15 protein-coding genes and 2 pseudogenes are annotated in these 18,865 nt (G+C 68.2%); 4 read left to right on the top strand and 13 right to left on the bottom strand.

Annotated elements, in window-relative coordinates:
* Nucleotides 1-27: 27 nt before the first annotated feature.
* The 9 genes and pseudogenes from ACQEVG_RS17300 to ACQEVG_RS17260 all read right to left on the bottom strand — a co-directional run bounded on the left by ACQEVG_RS17300 (nt 28) and on the right by ACQEVG_RS17260 (nt 9,802).
* A complete protein-coding gene (locus tag ACQEVG_RS17300; RefSeq protein ID WP_432984061.1) occupies nt 28-1,311 on the bottom strand; it encodes a beta-ketoacyl synthase N-terminal-like domain-containing protein in 1,284 nt (427 codons plus the stop codon).
* Between the two features lie 684 nt (nt 1,312-1,995).
* Nucleotides 1,996-2,244 (bottom strand): annotated as a pseudogene (locus ACQEVG_RS17295) (DUF6924 domain-containing protein); the annotation flags it as partial.
* 589 nt (nt 2,245-2,833) lie between these two features.
* Complete coding sequence (locus tag ACQEVG_RS17290; protein WP_432984058.1) at nt 2,834-4,237, bottom strand: cytochrome P450; 1,404 nt, start codon at nt 4,235-4,237, stop codon at nt 2,834-2,836.
* On the bottom strand, nt 4,234-4,833 hold the full coding sequence (locus ACQEVG_RS17285; RefSeq protein ID WP_432984055.1) for a GTP-binding protein: 600 nt from the start codon (nt 4,831-4,833) through the stop codon (nt 4,234-4,236). The genes ACQEVG_RS17290 and ACQEVG_RS17285 overlap by 4 nt, the downstream gene beginning before the upstream one ends.
* A complete protein-coding gene (locus ACQEVG_RS17280; protein WP_432984052.1) occupies nt 4,811-5,173 on the bottom strand; it encodes a DUF742 domain-containing protein in 363 nt (120 codons plus the stop codon). Before ACQEVG_RS17280 ends, ACQEVG_RS17285 begins: the two co-directional genes overlap by 23 nt.
* Nucleotides 5,170-5,604, bottom strand: a complete 435-nt coding sequence (locus tag ACQEVG_RS17275; protein WP_432984049.1) for a roadblock/LC7 domain-containing protein — start codon at nt 5,602-5,604, stop codon at nt 5,170-5,172. Before ACQEVG_RS17275 ends, ACQEVG_RS17280 begins: the two co-directional genes overlap by 4 nt.
* The gene (locus ACQEVG_RS17270; protein WP_432984046.1) at nt 5,601-6,989 is read right to left on the bottom strand and encodes an ATP-binding protein; all 1,389 of its coding nucleotides are present in this window, start codon (nt 6,987-6,989) and stop codon (nt 5,601-5,603) included. The genes ACQEVG_RS17275 and ACQEVG_RS17270 overlap by 4 nt, the downstream gene beginning before the upstream one ends.
* A 486-nt stretch (nt 6,990-7,475) precedes the next feature.
* The gene (glpK, locus tag ACQEVG_RS17265) at nt 7,476-8,990 is read right to left on the bottom strand and encodes a glycerol kinase GlpK (protein WP_432984043.1); all 1,515 of its coding nucleotides are present in this window, start codon (nt 8,988-8,990) and stop codon (nt 7,476-7,478) included.
* A gap of 44 nt (nt 8,991-9,034) precedes the next feature.
* Nucleotides 9,035-9,802, bottom strand: a complete 768-nt coding sequence (locus tag ACQEVG_RS17260; RefSeq protein WP_432984039.1) for an IclR family transcriptional regulator — start codon at nt 9,800-9,802, stop codon at nt 9,035-9,037.
* Nucleotides 9,803-9,977: 175 nt separating this feature from the next.
* On the opposite strand from ACQEVG_RS17260, the gene ACQEVG_RS17255 reads away from it, so the two are divergent.
* Nucleotides 9,978-10,394 carry an ATP-binding protein gene (locus ACQEVG_RS17255; protein WP_432984036.1) on the top strand — a complete coding sequence of 139 codons (417 nt, stop codon included), beginning with the start codon at nt 9,978-9,980 and terminating at the stop codon, nt 10,392-10,394.
* Between the two features lie 85 nt (nt 10,395-10,479).
* A pseudogene (locus ACQEVG_RS17250) lies at nt 10,480-10,696 on the top strand (DUF664 domain-containing protein); the annotation flags it as partial.
* 217 nt (nt 10,697-10,913) lie between these two features.
* On the opposite strand, the gene ACQEVG_RS17245 reads toward ACQEVG_RS17250, so the two are convergent.
* Nucleotides 10,914-12,755, bottom strand: a complete 1,842-nt coding sequence (locus tag ACQEVG_RS17245) for a diguanylate cyclase domain-containing protein (protein WP_432984033.1) — start codon at nt 12,753-12,755, stop codon at nt 10,914-10,916.
* A 266-nt stretch (nt 12,756-13,021) separates the two neighbouring features.
* Nucleotides 13,022-13,972: a LysR family transcriptional regulator gene (locus ACQEVG_RS17240; RefSeq protein ID WP_432984030.1), complete on the bottom strand. Its 951-nt coding sequence runs from the start codon at nt 13,970-13,972 to the stop codon at nt 13,022-13,024.
* A gap of 138 nt (nt 13,973-14,110) precedes the next feature.
* On the opposite strand from ACQEVG_RS17240, the gene ACQEVG_RS17235 reads away from it, so the two are divergent.
* Nucleotides 14,111-14,257 (top strand): hypothetical protein, encoded by a 147-nt coding sequence (locus tag ACQEVG_RS17235; RefSeq protein ID WP_432984027.1) that lies wholly within the window; start codon nt 14,111-14,113, stop codon nt 14,255-14,257.
* A 104-nt stretch (nt 14,258-14,361) separates the two neighbouring features.
* Nucleotides 14,362-14,796, top strand: coding sequence for a nuclear transport factor 2 family protein (locus tag ACQEVG_RS17230; RefSeq protein ID WP_432984025.1), 435 nt, complete (start codon nt 14,362-14,364; stop codon nt 14,794-14,796).
* Between the two features lie 165 nt (nt 14,797-14,961).
* On the opposite strand, the gene ACQEVG_RS17225 is transcribed toward ACQEVG_RS17230, so the two are convergent.
* Both ACQEVG_RS17225 and ACQEVG_RS17220 read right to left on the bottom strand, forming a co-directional pair.
* Nucleotides 14,962-15,756 carry a hypothetical protein gene (locus tag ACQEVG_RS17225; RefSeq protein WP_432984023.1) on the bottom strand — a complete coding sequence of 265 codons (795 nt, stop codon included), beginning with the start codon at nt 15,754-15,756 and terminating at the stop codon, nt 14,962-14,964.
* Between the two features lie 140 nt (nt 15,757-15,896).
* Nucleotides 15,897-18,647 (bottom strand): S8 family serine peptidase, encoded by a 2,751-nt coding sequence (locus ACQEVG_RS17220; protein ID WP_432985419.1) that lies wholly within the window; start codon nt 18,645-18,647, stop codon nt 15,897-15,899.
* Nucleotides 18,648-18,865: the final 218 nt, after the last annotated feature.

The raw sequence follows: 18,865 nt of genomic DNA, 5'->3' as shown, positions 1-18,865 counted from the left end.
TGTGGATGGTTGTACGCGCTCGGACTCTCAGCGCCGGGGACCGGCGTCCAGGCTTCCCAGCAGGACAGCGCTCTTCACGCCGCCGATCTGGTAGGTGAAATTCAGCGCATGGTGGAAGTCGAGGGAACGGGTCCGCACACCGGGGACCGGATCGAATACGAGACCGTCGGCCGGCTGCTCACAATTCGCCGTAGGACATACCTCGCCACGCTCCATCATGAGCAGGGTCAGCGCCACTCCGAGGCATCCCGCAGGGGCTCCGTTGTGACCGAAACAGCCTTCCTGGGACGTCATGAGAACCCCGGCCGCGGCCGAGCCGTACAGGCGTCTGACCGCATTGACCTCAAAAGCGGTGACGACGGCGTCGCCGTCGCTGCCGCCGTGGATGTAGGGCACCTGCTCAATGGACCACCGCTCCCCCAGGCATGCACGGACGGCGTTCACGAGTCCCGTTCCACTCTCGTCACTCGCCAGTGGGTTGGCGAGCCCGTCACGGGTCGTGGCCTGTGCGAGAATCTGGCCGTATGCGTGAGCGCCACGCCGACGTGCGTGGTCCCGGCTTTCCAGGATCAATGTCGCAGATCCCTCGCCGTAGTTCACGCTGTCCGCACGCCGGTCATACGGTCGCATGAGGCGGTCGAATGACGGCAGGAGCGCGGGCTTGCCGACCGATCGGATGGACGCGTTCGCTTGCTGAGCGACACGCAACAGCCGTTGCGCTTTCCGGACCAGGCCGACATTGAAAACATCGACGCCGGTCACCACCGCGATGTCCACGACGCCATCGACAATCAGGTAACGGGCATTCCCGAGCTGGACGGCCGACGACGCACAACCGCAGGACACCGTGTAGCAAGGACCGGTGGAACGGGTCACCGCCCCCTGCACCAGGGCGACATCCGAAGGAGAAACAGCCAATTCGGTGCCGATGAAGAGATCCATCGCCTCCAGGGCGCTGATCGTTTCAGGGTCGGCCCGGAGCACCGCCTGGTAGCTGGCGATTTGGGCATCCACCCCGCCCCGCCCGGCCAGAATTGCCGCGGCTGCCAGGTCCCCCGCATGCAGGTTCAACTCGGCATCCGCGCACGCCTCCGCCAATGAGACCAGCCCGAACCGATGCGCAGCGGTGAAGTGCCGGGCGAAGACCCCCGGAAATTCAGGCAGACGTTCCTCGAACATTTCATCCAACAGGTGCACCGGGCCGTGATAGACGCCGTCACGCAAGAGACACGAACGCCCCTGCGAAGCGATGTCCCAGACTTCCTCCGCGGTGAAAACGGGCCGGTCCTCACCCGGCAGACAGAACCCCATACCAGTAACCACTACATCCCGTTCGCTCGCTCCTGAGCCCCCTCGGGTTACCGCAGCCCCACCGCTCATGTCACACCTCCGAATGCTGGGACGGCATGGCAAAGCACCACACCAGTGCCCGGAATGGATCGGGCCGGGACCCGGAATGAAGGAACGCACAGCCGTGAGCAACCCAGCCCGCCTTCAAGGTTTACTGGGGCACAACTGGCGCCTTGTCGCGGCGTGATGAAGGGCACGGGGGGCACCTGCCGCCCGCCGGCGACCCGAACAAAACCGCCTCGAGTGATTTACTTCTGTAAGCTGTTCATACCTTAAGGCGTGACGGGCAGTTACTGACGAGTCGGTATCACGGCGCTCGAAGCACTGAATATCCCAAGTGTGCGCCTGAACTCCACCGGCGTATTCAGATTTCCCAACGATCTGGGCGCGTTCGGAGTTTCCCGGTCACTCCGAACGCAAGTGCCAGGCACACATGCGCGGGAACAGCAGATGGGGTAGAGGTCTAGCTGCCATGCAATCAGAGGCGGCGGTAACGCGAAAGGTTTTTGAAGGAACCTTCAAACGCCGATGCCGACCCTATGGCGCTCCAGCCGCAAGATGTCTGCCCTTCACAAGCGCTCTGCCGGGCTCGACTCGCGGGTGTTGAAATGACGTCTGAACGCTGATCCAGGCCGTGAGAGGACGTCAGTCCTCACCGAAGCCGCGGTACGTGCCTGATTCCTCTGCGGCATCGGCGAAGTCGTCGAAGTCGTCGAAGTCCACGTTGGCGATGGTCAGATTGACGGAGATCCCGGCGTACCGGCGGGGCGGAACCCGGAAGCTCCGGCCGGGTTCGTCGTACAGATCGACGGCCAGGAGCGAGTGCTCTGAATCGGTCATGGTGGTCGTGTCTGCGAGGAACAGGTAGCCCAACTTGTCGTCCTCGGCAGCAGTGCCAACGACCCTGACGTATTGGCAGGGCCATCGCGCACACCGCCGAGCGCAGCCTGTGCGAGGTGGCCGTACGCCTGGCCACGAGGGGCGGCCGAGGGGTTCACCGAGGCGGGTCCGACGCGGCTGCTGACGACTACACCACGGAGGCGGGGGACCTCACGTGACGCGCGAGTCCCCGCCGGCCATCCCGACGGACTGAGCACGACACCTGGTCTCAAGCAGCTCGCGGTCAACAGGACCCTGCCTGCCCCGGTTGAAGGCGAAACACAGGCAACACCTGAGGCAGCAACGCTCCTCACCTCTCGGGGTGCCGCCGGTGCCACCTGCGGCACCCCGAAACTCTGTCAGCGGCCCGACAGCGAGACGCCCGCCTCGGTCCAGTCCCCCAGTCGGCGCCGGCCCGTCACCGCGGAGCAGCCTGCGACCTGAGGGAGTACTTCACGCCCCCCGGCAACTCCTTTGCGCAGCACCTGGACGATGCCGCAGTGCCCCCGCCTGGGCGTCTGATGCGCACTGCTGACCGTCCGCCTTGTTCGCCACCACCCGGCGCCGGCCATCACCTGTTCGCGCACCCGGGCGAGGTGGGTCATCACCCATGCCACCACGTTGCCAAAGAGCTCCACCAGCGACGCCGGACCACGTTCGCGGATCCTGGTTCCCTCGCCGGGGATATCGGCGCCGGAGGGATCGACAACGACAGGCCCGGGTTCGTGTTTCCTTCGCTGCTTCCCGAAGGCCCATCGGCGGGGATGATCGGCGTGAAGCGGACGGGCAGGGCGGTCAGAGCGCGGTGGAAGGGTCCCTGCCGCCACTCCAACTCCTCGACAGGGGCTGCCAGTTCCATGTCGGGGAGCCGGTCGAGGAGCTTCTCCAAGGCGACCTCGGCGATCAACCGGGCAGAGGATTTCGCCGGACAGGTGTGCGGGCCCGCGCTCCATGCAAGGTGCGCGCGGTTGCCGGTCCGGCGGTCGCCGGCGAGGCCGGGGTCGGTGTTCGCGGCTGCCAGGCTGATCAGAATGGGCTCGCCCTCGCGCACCAGGGTTCCGTCGAGCTCCAGGTCGACGAGTGGATAGTGGATGGCGTAGTTCGCCAACGGCGGGTCCGTCCACAGCACCTCGTCGATGGCGTCCTCGACGGGCATGCTGCCGCCCGCGAGATCACCGGCAAACCGGTCGTCGGACAGCAACAGCCGCAGCCCATTGCAGATCAGGTTCTGCTGGGGCTCGGTGCCGGCGCCCATCAGGAGCACCAGCTGATGCATCATCTCCTCGTCGGTGAGCTGCGTGGGATGGGCCATCAGCCACGACGTCACGTCCGGACCCGGGTGTCTGCGCTTCAGCGCGACCAGTTCGGCGACCCCTTCGGTCAGCAACGCGTTCGCCTTCTCGGAGTCGGCGTTGGCGTCGAAGATCCCGGACATGCCCTCCATCAGTTTGTCCCCGGTGTCGGGCGGGCAGCCGAAGAGCTGGTTGAAGACCAGCAGTGGCAGGACCGCACCGTACTCGTTGAGCAGATCCGCGCGCCCCCTGGGCCCGATCCGGTCGATGAGGGAGTCGGCGCTCTGCTCGACGTAGCCCCTGAGCGCGTTGGGGTCGAGGCGCCCGAGGCTGTTGGTGATGGCCCCGCGCAGCCGACTGTGCTCCTCCCCGTCGGCCCACAGGGCGTTCGGCCGGTACATCATCATCGGCACGACCGGGCTGTCCGCCGGTACCGTCCCGTCGGCGAGAGCCTCCCATCGGCGTGGGTCCTTGGAGAAGCGCTCCGGACTGCGCAGCACCTCCAGAGCGGTCTCGTAGCCGGTGACCAGCCAGGCGCGTACACCGGGTGATATCTCCACGGGCGCAACGGAACCGTGGGCGCGCAGCCGGGTGTACGAGGCCATGGGGTCGGCGGCGAACCCCGGGCCGTACAGCCGCTCGGCCGTACGCGGCCCGGCATGCGCGGGGCAGCCGGGAGGAGGTACCGCGTCGCGCGTGGGCCGGGGTGTCGTCATCCTTGCTCCTGAGGGGTGCGGGTCTGGAGGTACTCGATGAGGGAGATCAGCGCTTTGGCGGAAGACGTGGCTTCCCGTGCGTCGCAGGTGACCAAGGGGGTTTCCGGGAGCAGGTCGAGGGCCTCGCGGATCTCCGCCTCGGGGAAGACCGGCGCGCCGTCGAACTGGTTGACGGCGACCGCGTACGGCATGCCGTGCTCTTCCAGCAGACCCATGATGTCGAAGGACTGGTCGAGCCTTCGGGTGTCCGTCAGCACCAGTGCGCCGAGCGTTCCGACAAGCATGTCCTTCCACAACTGAGTGAAGCGCTTCTGGCCGGGGGCACCGAAGAGGTACAGCACCAGGGACTCACTGAGCGTGAGGCGGCCGAAGTCCATGGCCACGGTCGTCGTGGTCTTGTCGGGGATCCCCGCAAGGTCGTCGACCAGTTCACCGGCTTGCGTCATCGTTTCTTCGGTGCGCAGCGGCCGGATCTCGGAGAGGGTGCCGACGAACGTGGTCTTGCCGACGGCGAAGTGGCCGACGACGAGAATCTTGACCGCAGTCGTGACCGTGTCCGCGACGTAGACCGGGTCAGAAACGGGAGCGGAGCCCATCCAGAACCTCCTGCAGGAGTTGGGCGTCGGGCAGTTGTGCCTTGGGGACGGGAGGCCGGACGGTGATATGGCCGCTGTCGATGAGGTCACTGAGCAGAACCTTGGTGACGCTCATCGCGAGAGAGAGGTGTCCGGCCACTTCGGCGACCGACAGCGCTCCTCCCCGGCACAGTTCCGTGACGCGCCGCTTCTCGGGACTCAGTCCGTTCACGGGACGGTTGTTCACAGCCGTCACCAGCGTCACCAGGTCCAGTGTGTTGCGCGTCGGATGGGCACGGCCGTCCGTGACGACGTACGGCCGTACGAGTCCTCTGTCACGCCGGGAGCGTGGCGGGGTCATGCCGTACCGGAGTCGTCTGACCCACGGGATACGGAGTTCCGCCGCGGCGGACTGGTCAGCTCCTTGCCCAGCCGGTCGACCAGCTTGTGCATGCTGTAGGTGACGGCTTCCATGTCGACGTCCTGGCCGGCCGAGACCGCAAGATAGGCTCCCGCGCCGGCGGCCACCAGGAAGACGTACCCGTCGACGAACTCGACCAGCGTCTGCTGCCACGGCGAGGTCTCCTTTCCGCAGAACTCGGCGGTACTACGGCTGATCGACTGCAGTCCGGACAACGCCGCTGCCTGCCGTTCGGCCTCGTCGCGCTCGATGCCCTGGGAGTGGGCGCGGAGCATGCCGTCCGCGGAGAGCAGGATCGCGTGGCGGGCTTCCGGGACCTTCAGGCCCTCGTCGAGCATCCATCCGAGTTCGTTGGTCATATGGCCGGTCATTCCTGAGAGTTCCCTTCGCTGTCGGGGGAGGTGTCGCGGCCGGAGCGGGTGCCGCGGGCGAACGCGCTCATGCGGGAGGCGGACTCGGCGGCGGGGCGGACGAGCGCGGGATCGGAGAGCGCCGGGGCCGTTGGCTCGGCGGCCGCCGTGTGCTGCGGCGTGCGTCGCCGCCGCTTGGGCAGGCCTCCCTCGGTGGACGATGGTGCTGCCTCCACTTCGGGCAAGGGGGAGGATTCGGCGGGGGGTTGGGAGTGGCCATGTGTCTCGGCGGAAACCGCTTGCGCTGCCGCGCCCCCGACAGCTTCGGCCTCGGGTGCACCGGCGGAGGCCGACTCGGCGGCGGGCGGCGTCTGGGGCTCCTGCAGGGGGATCTGCGGGCCCCTGAAACGCACCCGGTTGAGGAGCGCGTTGGGGAGAAAGAGGACGGCCCGCACGCCGCCGTACGGGGACTGCGAATCGACGGAGACGCTGAATCCGTACCGGGCGGCGAGTACGCCGATGACGGCGAAGCCGAACTGCGGCGAGTCGCCGAGCCGGTTGATGTCGATGTCCTCCCGGCCGGACAGGCGCCGCGCGGCTTCCTCGGTTTCGCGCGCCTCCATTCCAACGCCTGCGTCGTCGACGACGATGCTGACGCCGTTGTGGGCGGGCCGGATGCCGACTTCGACAGTGGTGTTTGGCCGGGAGTGCCGCGCCGCGTTGTCCAGCAGCTCGGCAACCGCGAGGACGACCGGCTCGACGGCTCGGCTCACCACGTCCATGTCGACCTGGGAATGCAACTTGACGCGTCGGTAGTCCCGGATCCTCGACGTCGCACCGCGTACGACGTCGAGCAGCGGTGACGCGGCCCGCTGCCGTCCGGGCCATGAGCCGCAGAGCACAGAGATGGCCTGTGCCCTCCGGCCGAACTGCGAGTTGGCGTGGTCGATCTCCAGGAGGTTCTGGAGCACATCCGGGTCGTCGTGCCGGTCCTGCATGTCCGAGATCGACAGCTGCTGCTCGTTGGCCAGGGCTTGCAGAGCGCGCATCGCCGCCTTCAGCGTTGCCTTCGCCGACCTGTCCGCCCGGGACTGCGCGGCCTCGGCGGCCCCGGTGAACTGCTCGACGATCGTCTGCAGGCTCTTTCCGTACGGTGTTCCTGCGAGATCCGCGTCGAGCGGTCCGGGCACGGGTGCGGTACCGCGTGATGCCTCGACCAGAGCAGGGAGCCGAACCTCGGCGAGGTGCCGGGCCTCCTCCTCACGGGCGAACAGGCCGGCCTCGAGGCCCGTCAGTCGACGGCGCAGGGTGGCGGTGATCCGGTGCTGGCGTACCAGCAGCAACAGTCCGGCGAGCGTGACCGCGGCGAGGCACCAGAACACCGCCTCCGGTATGTGTTGTGTCATCAGGTCCTCATGAAGGGGGAGTACGGCAGGCCCGGAGGGGGCGGGACAGGCACACCGGCTCTGAGGACCCATCGGATTTCGATCGGCCGGGCCGGACGCGGAACCGTGGCCTTGGTGATGCCAGGGATCAGCCATGTCCATCAGGCGCTGGAGTGCCCGATCATCCTCGGTCCGAGGGGAGGCTTCAAGCGCGTCACGGGAACAAATGGAGTTCAACAAGGTGCTACCTCGTGGTAGCTATCCGTTACGTCCGGTATGACGGCAACTTGGGCGGCTCCGCCGCGAGTCCGAGCGCCGCACCGACGACACGGCCAGGTGGAGCCGGCCAACTCTCCACTCCGCGCAGTACCCCCGAACCACACAGCCCCCGGGGCCGCGACCAGCAACAGCCGGTCCCCCACCTGCACCTGCAGTGCTCCGCGCGAGCCATCGGAGCGGGGTCGCCGCACGGGCGACCCTCGGACACAATGCGTAATGGCTTACCCATCAAGGGCGCTTCGATGGTTTGATCCACCCCAACGATCGCTCGACGGCCCGCTGCCAGTTGTCGTATTCGGATTCGCGCCGTGCGGAGTCCATGTCGGGCAGCCATTGCGCCGCCCGGTGCCAGTTGCGGCGCAAGACTTCCAGGTCCGACCAGTAGCCGACGGCCAGCCCGGCGGCGTAGGCGGCGCCCAGCGAGACGGTCTCGGCGACCATGGGCCGCACCACGGGCACGTCGAGGACGTCGGCCAGGATCTGCATGAGCAGGTTGTCCGATGTCATACCGCCGTCGACCTTGAGCTCATTCAGGGTCAGCGAGGAGTCCGCGTTCATGGCGTCGACGACCTCACGCGTCTGCCAGCCGGTGGCTTCCAGCACTGCTCGGGCCAGGTGCCCCTTGGTGATGTACGAGGTGAGGCCGACGATGACGCCGCGTGCGTCGCTGCGCCAGTGGGGCGCGAAGAGACCGGAGAACGCCGGGACGATGTAGCAGCCTCCGTTGTCCTCGACCGTGCGCGCGAGGGTCTCGATCTCCGGCGCGCTGCTGATCAGTCCCAGACGGTCACGGAACCACTGGACCAGCGAGCCCGTGACGGCGATCGGGCCTTCCAGCGCGTAGACCGCGGGCTGATCGGCGATCTTGTACGCAACGGTGGTGAGAAGCCCGTTCCGGGACCGTACGACGTCGGTGCCGGTGTTGAGCAGCAGGAAGCTGCCGGTCCCGTAGGTGCACTTCGCTTCGCCCGGGGAGAAGCAGGTCTGACCGAACAGTGCGGCCTGCTGATCGCCGAGCGCGGCCGTGATGGGCATGCCCGGGAGGACCGAGCGGTCCTCACCGTAGCTTTCCGCCGAGGACCGGATCTCGGGCAGCATGGCGCGGGGGACCCCGAAGAACCCCAGCAGTTCCTCGTCCCAGGTGAGCGTGCGCATGTTCATGAGCATCGTGCGACTGGCGTTGGTGACATCAGTGATGTGCTTACCGTCGGCAGGCCCGCCTGTGAGGTTCCAGATCAGCCAGGATTCCATCGTGCCGAACAGCACCTCGCCGTCCTGGGCTCGCTGCTCCAGCCCTGCGACGTGGTCGAACAGCCAGCGGATCCGTGGCGCGGAAAAGTAGGTCGAGGGCGGCAGGCAGCAGCGTTCCTGGAAGAACTCGTCGCCGGGGTTGTTTCTCAGGTCCTCGACGAGCGGAGCGGTGCGGGTGTCCTGCCAAACGATCGCTCTCCCCAGCGGAGTGCCTGTCCGCCGGTCCCAGAGCACCGTCGTCTCGCGCTGGTTCGTGATGCCCAGGGCAGAGACATCTTTGGCGGAGACGCCGACGCCGGACAGGGCCTCGGGCACGACGCGCCGCAGATTGCGCCAGATCTCGAGGGCGTCGTGCTCGACCCAGCCGGGCATCGGGAAATACTGCTGGTGCTCGCGCTGGGCCACCGACACCAATCGCCCACGGTGGTCGAAAAGGATGCAACGGGTGGAGGTGGTGCCCTGGTCTATGGACATCACATACCGTTCAACCATGATCCGGACCGCCTTCCGATGCGTCCACGATGCGGTGGTGGGACTTACCAGCGGGCCGCCCCCAGGTCTCTGGAGATCGCCCGTGCGGCCTCACGGAGCAGGGTGATCAGGGTCGGCTGAGGCCCGCCCTTGGCATCACAGATCCGCTCGACCGGGCCGGATACGCCCATGGCTCCCACCACGAGGCCGCCGTGCCCCCGGATGGGCGCGGCGACGCCTGCCTCACCCATGCTCATCTCCTGGACCTCGGCTGCCCATCCGTTCTCCCGGATGTCGGCGAGTGCTCGGGTGAGCTCCTCGGGGTCGACCAGGGTGTGGCGGGTGTACGCATCCAGCCCGGCGTCCAGCGCCGACTCCACGGTCGCGGTGCCGAAGGCCAGCAGAACCTTGCCGAGCGAGGAGGCGTGCAGCGGCAGCAGCGCGCCCACGTCCAGGGTCTGGAGCGTGTCGTCCGGCCGGAAAACGTGGTGGACGATGAGCACCCTGCCCTCCAGGGGGGTGCCCAGGCGCACTGCCTCCCCGCTGCGGGCGGCCAGAGCGTCGGCCCAGTTGATGGAACGCGACCGCAGCTCGTTGACGTCGAGGTAACTGGTGCCGAGGTGGAGCAGCGCCGCCCCGAGCTGGTACTTGCCCGTCGCCGCGTCCTGCTCCACGAAATCCACGTGCTGCAGGGTGCGCAGAATGCCGTGGGCAGTGCCCTTCGCGAGCCCGAGCGACGCGGCCACCTCGCCCAGTCCGAGCCGACGAGGGCCGCCGGCGAGCAGGCGCAGGATTGCCGCCGCCCGTTCGATGGACTGGACTGGGCCGGCCATAAGGCGATTCTAGGTCCGTCCCTGCCGATCTCGGTGCCACACAATACAACTATTTGTCCGAATTTTGACTCTCCCGTTCGATAATGCCGACCCCTGTTCATTGACCCGCCTCAAATCACTCTTTAGCGTGCGTTGAGTCGGCGTCCCGCCGGCAGCACCCGGCCGAGGAGGGCAGATGACGGCTCAGCTCAATACAGTGGCCCACTTGGCAGTCGATCATGTCTCTCCCGTGCCGCATTCCCCGGGGGCGGTCGCGGTCGTGCGCAGACGTGTCCGCGCGGTGCTCGCCGAGTGGGGCCTTTCCGGGGACGTCACCATGGATGCGCTCCTGGTGGTCTCTGAGCTGCTGACCAATGCGCTCGTCCATGCCCTGCCACCGGCGACGCTCCGGTTGTCGCGGGTCCACGTCGATGGACGCCGGGCCTTGCGCGTCGAAGTCACCGACGCGGGACGCGCCCTCCCAGTCAGGCAGCCGGCTTGCCCGGAGGAGCACGGCCGGGGAATCGCCATCGTCACCGCCCTGTCGGCCCGCTGCGGCATACACGTCCACACCGGCGGGATCACCCACTGGGCTGATCTCTTCATAGCGTAGGGAGACGCCCGGACTCCCGGAAACCGGCCGCTGGGAAGGGCCACGGCCACGACTCTGTCTTCGACGGCGGCACCTCCCATCCCGGGTCATCGCGGCGTCGTGGGAGGCTTGGCGGGCCGAGGTCACGTTCGCCCGAGCAGTTCGTCGCCAGTGCACCCGACCTCGACATCGCAGGCGACGACTCGTGGCGCGGAAGGGTGTCGCGGCGCTGGGTGCTCATCCACATGATCGAGGAGTAGGCCCGCCACAACAGCCATGCCGACCTGCTCCGCGAGCGGATCGATGGAGAGATCGGCGTGTGAAGCCGAGCGACCGTGCCTTCTCAGCAAAAGTCGGAGAAGTCCCCGACAACGTCGCAGAGCCGTCACGTGGGTGGGACTTCCTGAACACCCTCCTCTCGTCGCGTCGTCGGCGGCGGGATCGCGCAGGGCCTGCACTCGATCGTCAGGGACGCCGGACCTGGCGGAGCTGGTCGCCGCGGCCGTGGACGACTCGGAGTTGCCCCAGCGATGCGCCAGGTCAGTTGCCGTCACCGGCCGGACGGCTTGAGGGGCTCTGCCGAGGATTTTCGGAGGCTCTGATGCAGCCCTTTCCGGCTGCCTTGGCGCTGTACATTGCGAGGTCGGCGTTACGTATCAATTCTTCCGCTTCGGTGTGGGAATCTGCGACGGCCATGCCGATCGAGGCGGCGAGCGCGACCTTGATTCCGGCTATCTCGTAGGGCTGGGACAGCGTGTGGAGGAGCCGTTCCGCCACCTCCCGTGCGTGTCCCTCGCTTCCGGCTCCTCCCGTGAGCAGCGCGGCGAACTCGTCTCCGCCCAGCCGGGCCACGGTGTCTTCGGCCCGTACCGTGCTTCGCAGCCGACGCGCTGTCTGGACCAGCAGTTCATCGCCTGCTGCGTGTCCTGCCGAGTCGTTGACCCCCTTGAAGCCGTCCAGGTCCACGAAGAGCACCGTCGGCGGTTCGGTGGCAGCTGACCGCATTGTCAGCGCGTGGCGGACCCGGTCGTGGAACAGAGCACGGTTGGGCAGCCCGGTCAGGGCATCGTGGAAGGCAAGATGTTCCAGCCGGGCGTGCAGCGCGGCCCGCGAGCTCACATCCCGGCTACTGAGCAGGGCTCCCTCGCAATGGCTGCTGATCGCGGACTCGATGTGGCGCCACCGCCCGTCCGCCGCCAGCAGACGGTATGACACGTGGTCCGCAGCCCCTTCCGCGGACATGCCAGGGACCTGCGGTCTCCCAATGATGCTCATCAACTTGATCCGGTCATCGGGGTGGACGAGAAGCGTGAGAGAGGTGCCGAGAAGATCCTCGGGCCGGTGTCCCAGGACCGGGTATACGGCTGGACTGAGGTAGCGCAGGATGCCGTCGGGACCGGCGATCATGATGACGTCGCTCGATTCCTGCACCAGTAGCCGGAAGTAACGTTCACGGGCGGCGATTTGCCTGTTCAGCCGCTGGTTGTCCGCCTGCACGGCGGCCTGCCGCACGCCCAGTCCGACGACCACGAAGCTGCTGACCGCCACTGTCGTGACATCCAGGCGTCGCAGTGCCAGTGCCTGAAGGGTCATGCTGACCATGCACACGATGAGCGGGATGAGCGCCGCGACTGTCTCTCGCGCCGTCGGTTCGCTAGGACCGCCACGCAGAAGGGTGCCGCCCCCGCGCATCCAGGGCGACGCTGCGACGATGAGCAGACCGGCGACGCGGCATTCCAGAGCCCCGGAACATGTCCACCAGGCAGCCGACCCGGCACACCGCAGGAACAGCATGTCACCGGCCAGCATGATCGAGAGTCCGGCGGCGGCGACTGTCACGGTGGCTCGCTCCTCACGGCGCACGGCGAACCACAGACCCGCGAGGAGACCCAGCACCAGGATCTGCACGACCGTGCGGCCGGCCACCGAGACGCCTGCCGAGAGGCTGTCGCCCGCTTCGGTCCGCCGCAATACGACCGTCCAGCCCACGGTGAACAGGGATCCAGCGGTCATCCACCCGTCAAGCAGCCGCCGCAGCAGCCCTCCGCCGTCGGCCGCGAGCACCAGACCGGCCACGGCCATGCCCGCCGCGATCGCCAGCGATGCCATGACGAACAGCGGGGCCGGCGTAGGCGGGTTGCTGCCCGCCAATCCCGCCGATACCCCGGACAGGCCTCTGGACACCTCGTACACAGCACCGCCGACCGCCGAGGTGCCCAGCAGTGTCAGGCGAAGCCGCACCCGTCCCGAGGTCAGATACGCGCGCGTGAACAGTGAGAAGGCCACCACTCCCTGGGCGGCGGGTGTGCTCACGGGCGCCGTGAGCGGCAGATCGCCCGGCCCCGCCACCAGCCCGCCGAGAGCACACGCCGTAAGCGCCACCGAAACAGCACCCGCTGCGTACAGGGGCCAACCGTGGCTCCTCCACGCTGGACATTCCTGAGCAAGACTGTCCCGACCCAGCAACTCAGTCCCCTCACCGGCTCACCGGGCTCTGAAGACCGGCGCGCATCTGGAACGAACAGCATGCCGGTCATACTTGTTCGCAGTGCCTGACGACTGACTCGTTCACCTGAAACGGTGACCACCGGCATCGAATTGACCGGACGAAGGGTTGCCGGGAACGCCACGAGCAAGCGGCCGCACCCCTAGCGACCGGCGAGTTTCGCGTGGTCAGCGTCAGGGAGCCAGTCTTGCTGTGGTGTGTAGTCCAGCCACCGCCGGGTGCGGCCAGTTTCGGTGAAGCCGCGCAGCAGGGTGTCGAGCAGCGGGTGGCGGTTGGACGCGCGCCAGGCCAGCGACCACGCGTACAGAGGGGTCGGCTCGACGAGTGGGATGGAGCGCAGACCCGCGTGGCCGGGCAGCGGCGCGTCGGCGGGGAGCAGGGTGAAGCACGCGGTGTCGGTGCGGATATGTTGAACGAGGTGGTCCAGGCCCAGATTGGGGCCGTCTTCCCGCCGCGTGATCTCGAATTCGTCGGCGAAGCGGCGTAGGAAGTCCAGGCGGGTCAGTTCGGCCGGGCACCACAGGGTGCTGTCGCGCAGGTCTGCCGGACGCAATGCGTCGGCGTCGGCCAGCGGGTGGGACGGACTGACCACCGCGTCGACGGGTTCCAGCCGCACCAGCCGCTGGGTGAGTCCCGCGTCGCGGCCGCCGGGCAGCGGGTGCACCCGGCCGAAGCCCAGGTCGGTGTTGCCGCGCAGCAACGCTTGCGCGACTGACGGCCAGTCACGCCCCGGCCCCGGCTCCAACCGCACCGGGCCGAGCGCCTGCACCGCTTGGGCGACGGTGCGCATCGGCGCGTAGAGATGGCCCCAGGTGTCGATGCGTACGGCTGGCACGGCGCCCGTCACCGCCGCGATCGCGCGCTCGCCCGCCGCAAGCGCCTGACGCGCAGCCTCCAGAAACCGCTCCCCCGCCTCGGTCAGTCGCGTGCCGCCCTCGCGTTCGAACAGCCGGACGGCCAGCAACTCCTCCAGCCGTGCGATGCGCCTGGACAGCGCTTGCTGGCTGATGTTCAGCTCTTCGGCGGCCCGACCGAAGTGCAGTGTCCCGGCGGTCGCGGCGAACGCGCGGACCAGGGCGAGGTCGAGATCCATTCCGCTGACCCTATGCGACAACCCTGCCTTGTCGCCCCGGCGGCTTTGTTGTTGGCCGAGCCACCACCCCACCCTCTCAGATGGCCCCAGGCGCCCACCAAAGGACGACCCCGGAGGCCACCACGGAGGATGACAACGATGAAGGCCCTCATACCGACCGGAGATCCCGCCGAGCCCGTCGTGCTCGCCGACGTCCCCGAGCCGACACCGCGCCCCAACGAGGCGCTGGTGAAGGCCGCCTGCACCCCGAGATCGGCCGCCTCGGGGACTGGGCCGACACCGTGACCACTCTCACCGACCTGCGCGACCGCTTCATCCAGGGCAACGCCGTCTTCACCCTCTCCTGAACCACATCCGAACGACCGGAAAACAACCGAAGGAGCACGACCATGACCACCACCGACCCCAGGGCCGTCGTCATCCGCTACGTCGAGGCCGTCCGCGACGGCGACGCCGACGTCATCCACGACAGCTTCGCCGCGGACGCGACCTGGCACTACCCTGGCGACCTGCCCATCTCCAAGGTGTGGCACGGCCGCGACGCGATCATCAACGACTTCCTCGGCAGCATGGGACCGATCCTTGTCCCCGGCACCATGAAGATCGAACTGGTCAGCACGATCGCCGAAGGCGACCGCGTGGTCGCCGAATGGACCTCCAGGGCCAAGACCGTCCACGGCAGCACCTACGACAACCGCTGCATCGGCATCTACACCGTCCGCGACGGCAAGATCACCTCCGTCATCGAATACGCCGACACCCGCCACGCGGCAGCGACTCTCTTCCCGGACGACAGCACCCGCCGGCCCGCCGGTACCGAGTGAGCCGCACCCCGGCCGCAGTCGGCCCGTGAAGTGGAGAGCAGGGCATCAGCCTGCTGGAGCTGATGGCCGGGCCGAGGCACTGCGAGTTGGGGTCCGGAGCGGACCGTACGGAGCGAGGTGCTGCGCGCAATGTCAACCAGTGCTTCCCGCTGTGCCTTTCGGGGGTCAAGACGATTCATCCAGGCTCGGAAACACCACGTTCCAGGCCCTGGTCAGCACCGCGAGGGCGTGACGGTCCACCAGGTGCGGCGCGCCAAACGCCATCGCTGCATCGAGTAGGGCACCACCGGCCGTCTGCCATGGATCCAACACCACCTCGTCGCCGTCCTCGTCGACGGCGAACGACTCCGCGCGACCGCGGAGTTGAGCGCTCTTCCTGAGCATGTGCCAGACCACGGCGAACCCGTCTCCGATTGGTGATCCCGAGGTCCCGGCCCCGGGGATCAACAGGGTCGACGCGTGATCCTGATGCCGGTTGTGCGCGGCATTCGGCTGCTCGGCGAGCCACCGGTCCCATGCCTTGCTGTACTCCCGATCGGCTGCGGGATGACGTGCGGCAGCGAGTGTCCGCGCGCCTTCCTCGTCCAGGGCGATCGCGGCCTCGATGACGCGGATCACTGCGTCACCCTGCGGGCCGAAGAGAACCGACGGGGATATCTCCTCCAGCAGATCGACAGCGATGGCGCGGGTGTAACCGGCGTCAGACCGCAGGTTATCGGCGGCTCGTGCCATGGCGGCACGCTCCTCATCCGTTGTCGGAGAGACCACGTGCGCGCGGAACAGCCGCCCTGGCCATCGGGCTACCAGCACTCGCTCCGGCGTGTGACCGACCACGATCCACGGCGGCTTGAACAGCGGCAGCGTCACCCGCTCCCCCACCGCCGCCTTCAGATAGACAGGAGATTCATCCGTGACGAAGACGAAGCCTGCCACCGCGCGCGTTTCTGCGAGCTCCTTCACCGCCCCCTCACCCCCTGCGTTCCTCAGTCCACAATCTTCGGTGACACGAACGTAGTGGTCATCACGCTACGGCGCCAATGATCAATGTGGTGAGCGCGGCCGGAGACGGGCGAGTTGTCACCGGCCGCGCGGGAGTTGCCCTACTCCAGTCCGTACGCCCGGATCGTGGTCTGCTCGACCGCGTCACCGTTCGACGCCTCGGCCCTGACCCGTACCGAGACAAACTTCGTGTCCCCCTGCGGATGAGTGAGCAGCGCGTACCACTTGCTGTTGGCCCAGTACACGCGGGCCGGCTTCCATGTCGTGCCGTCGTCGGCGGACTGATGCACCGTGACCTTGTCCACCTCACCGGCTCCCGAGGACTCCTTCTGCGCTCCGACGCTGATCTCCAGCGGGAACAGAGGAAGGTCCGGAGCCCGGTTGTACTCGTCGAACGGGCCCCGCACGTGGAGCGTGAGCAAGGGCAGATACGTGCTCTCGGCCGTGGTCGCAGTCTCGAACGACCAGCGGGTGCTCACCTGCGGCGCCAGCGCCGACCAGGTCGGCGTGCGGGAAGACTTCACCTCCAGGGTGTAGCGGCCCTTGTCGGGCGGTGTGCGCCAGAAACCCCACGGCTGGGAACTGCTCCCGATCACCGTGCCGTCCGCCGCGGACAGGGTGGTCGTGGAGGTGGCGTACTGCGCGTTGAAGGCGGAGGCGGCGGATTGCCCGGGCTCGCTGGGTGCGTAGGGCCATGTCTGGGCGAGGAGGGTGTCGCCGTACCTGAGCACCCGGTTCCACGGGTGCATGGAGATGTCGGAGCCGTGGACGGCCGAGTTCCAGGTCTGCGTGCGCCGCTCCCCCGGCTGGTAGCCGTAGTAGCCGCCCTCGATCTCGCCGTCGAAGTTGTACTGCGTGGGCTCGTCGATACCGCGCTGCCACAGGTAGTGGCTGAAGGAGATGTCCTCGCCCACCGAATAGAACTCGTTGCGCCGCACCGGGAGCGTGACCTCGTTGAAGGCGGCCACGACCACGCTCTGGCCGGGCAGGTAGAACGGCGTGGAGGAGCGGGTGCCGTGCGCGGCGATGCCCTGTGCCCGGATCAGGGCGCGCTCCAGGGCGAGTTCGTTGTCCCTGACCCGGTAGTCGAGCGAATCCGGGATCCGGCCCTTGTCGGGCCTGGCGAAGAAGTACGCGTACTTCTCTCTGCTGTCCTGCGGGTTCACCAGGGTCTGGTAGACGCCGAAGGCGAACGAGGCGGGATCGGCCTTCACGGGTACGGCGTACAGCTCCTCGGCGCTGTCGTAGGTCCGATAGCCGATCAGCAGGGAGACGTTCGCCGACGACTGGGTCTGGTCGATGTCCGCGACATCACGGACGGCGGCCCGCTGGTCGGTCCGTACCCGGATCTGCTTGCCGGCGCGGGCGTCCAGCGTGACGGTCATGTCCTTGTCGACGACGATGCTCGGCACTGCCGTCCAGGTCCTGCTCGCCCGCTGTGCCGGCCGGCCGGGCATCGGGGTGTCCACGAAGGCATTGAGGGCGTACGTGCCTGTGGGGACACGCACGGTCAGCGAGCCGCCGGTGAGCGGAGGCAGCTTGGGGGTGACGCCGGTGTCGAGGCCGAGAAGGTGGAAGAAGTGCGTCAGAGCGGAACTCGCCGGGTTGCCCGCCCGGTCGACCGCCCGGATCGTGAGTTCTTTGGACTCCGGCTCGGTGGTGGCGCCGAACGCGGTGGTGACGGTGATGCCGGCCGGCGCGGTCGCGGTGACCCGGCCGCCGTAGGAGCCGATATCGGCGCTCAGCGCCTTGGGGTTCACGGTGAGGCCGACCTCGGCCGTGCCGTGCGCAGGCACGGTGACATCGTTGCCATCGAGCGCGAACGCGCCTTCGGGGAGCGCCGATCCACCCGGTCCGGAGCCGGCGACCTGGAGGGTGAGGGTGACCGGGGCGTTGCCGCCGTTCGCGTATGTCACGGCCCTGGTGACGGGCGGCAGATCCGCCTGCGGGTACGTCAGCAGCCCGAAGTTCACCGTGGACGAAGCGGCCGTGACGGACTGCCGTACGGCGCGGGCGATGTCGAGGCGGCCGTTGCCCTGGTCGTACACGCCCGCACGGTCCAGCGTCGTGGCGGTGCTGGACAGCGCGGCCTTGAGCCGGCCGGCGCTCCAGTCGGGGTGCTGCTGCGCGAGGATCGCGGCGCTCGCGGCCACGTGCGGGGTGGCCATCGACGTGCCATTGGCGCTGGTGTAGTTGGCGTCGAGCGGTGAGCCCATCGACGTGCCGGCGGCGCGTGCCGCGACGATCGACTGACCTGGCGCGACGATCTCCGGCTTCACCGCGTAGTCGCGCAGCCGCGGCCCGCGGGAGGAGAAGGAACTCACACGGTCGGTCTTGGAGACGCTGCCGACCGCGAGGGCCGCGTCCGCGGCCGCGGGCGTGCCGACGGTCAGCGGGCTGCCCGCGTTGCCCGCGGCGACGACGAACAGCGTGCCGTACTGCGCGGAGAGCCGGTTGACCGCGGCGGACAGCGGGTCGGTCCCATCGGTTGCGCTGCCGCCGAGGCTCATATTGACGATCTTCGCGCGCTGCGCGGCCCACTCCATCCCGGCAAGGATGGCCGAGTAGTCGCAGGTCTCCCCGGAGCACACCTTGCCCACGAGCAACTGGGCGTCGGGGGCGGCGCCCTTGTACGTGCCGCTCGACGCCGCGCCCGAGCCGGCGATCGTCGAGGCAACATGGGTGCCGTGCCCGAAGGTGTCCTTGACGCCCACGGAGCTTGCCGTGAAGTCCTTCGCCTCGGTGACGGCGGAGGCGAGATCGGGGTGGGTGGCGTCGTAACCGCCGTCGAGAACGGCGACCTTGACCCCCTTGCCGGTGTATCCGGCCTCCCAGGCGGCGGGCGCACCGATCTGGGTGTTGCTCTGGTCGTCGGAGACCGCGCCGCGGAGGGCGGGCCGACGATCGAAGTCCAGAGCCTGCCGAGCTGCTTCTTGTCGGTCACGACCGACGAACCGCCCACGCCGGGCAGGGCACGGGTCGCCCGGGCAAGGCGGCGCACGGCGTCCGGGGCGGCACCGGAACGGGAGTCGCGGGAGGTGACGATGAGCGGGAGGGTCGCACGGGAGGC

Origin of the sequence: Streptomyces sp. CA-135486 (genome assembly GCF_050936555.1) — a bacterium.
Taxonomy (GTDB): Bacteria; Actinomycetota; Actinomycetes; order Streptomycetales; family Streptomycetaceae; genus Streptomyces.
The sequence above is the reverse complement of the archived record's forward strand: the minus strand, read 5'-3'. Positions and strand labels throughout refer to the sequence as shown.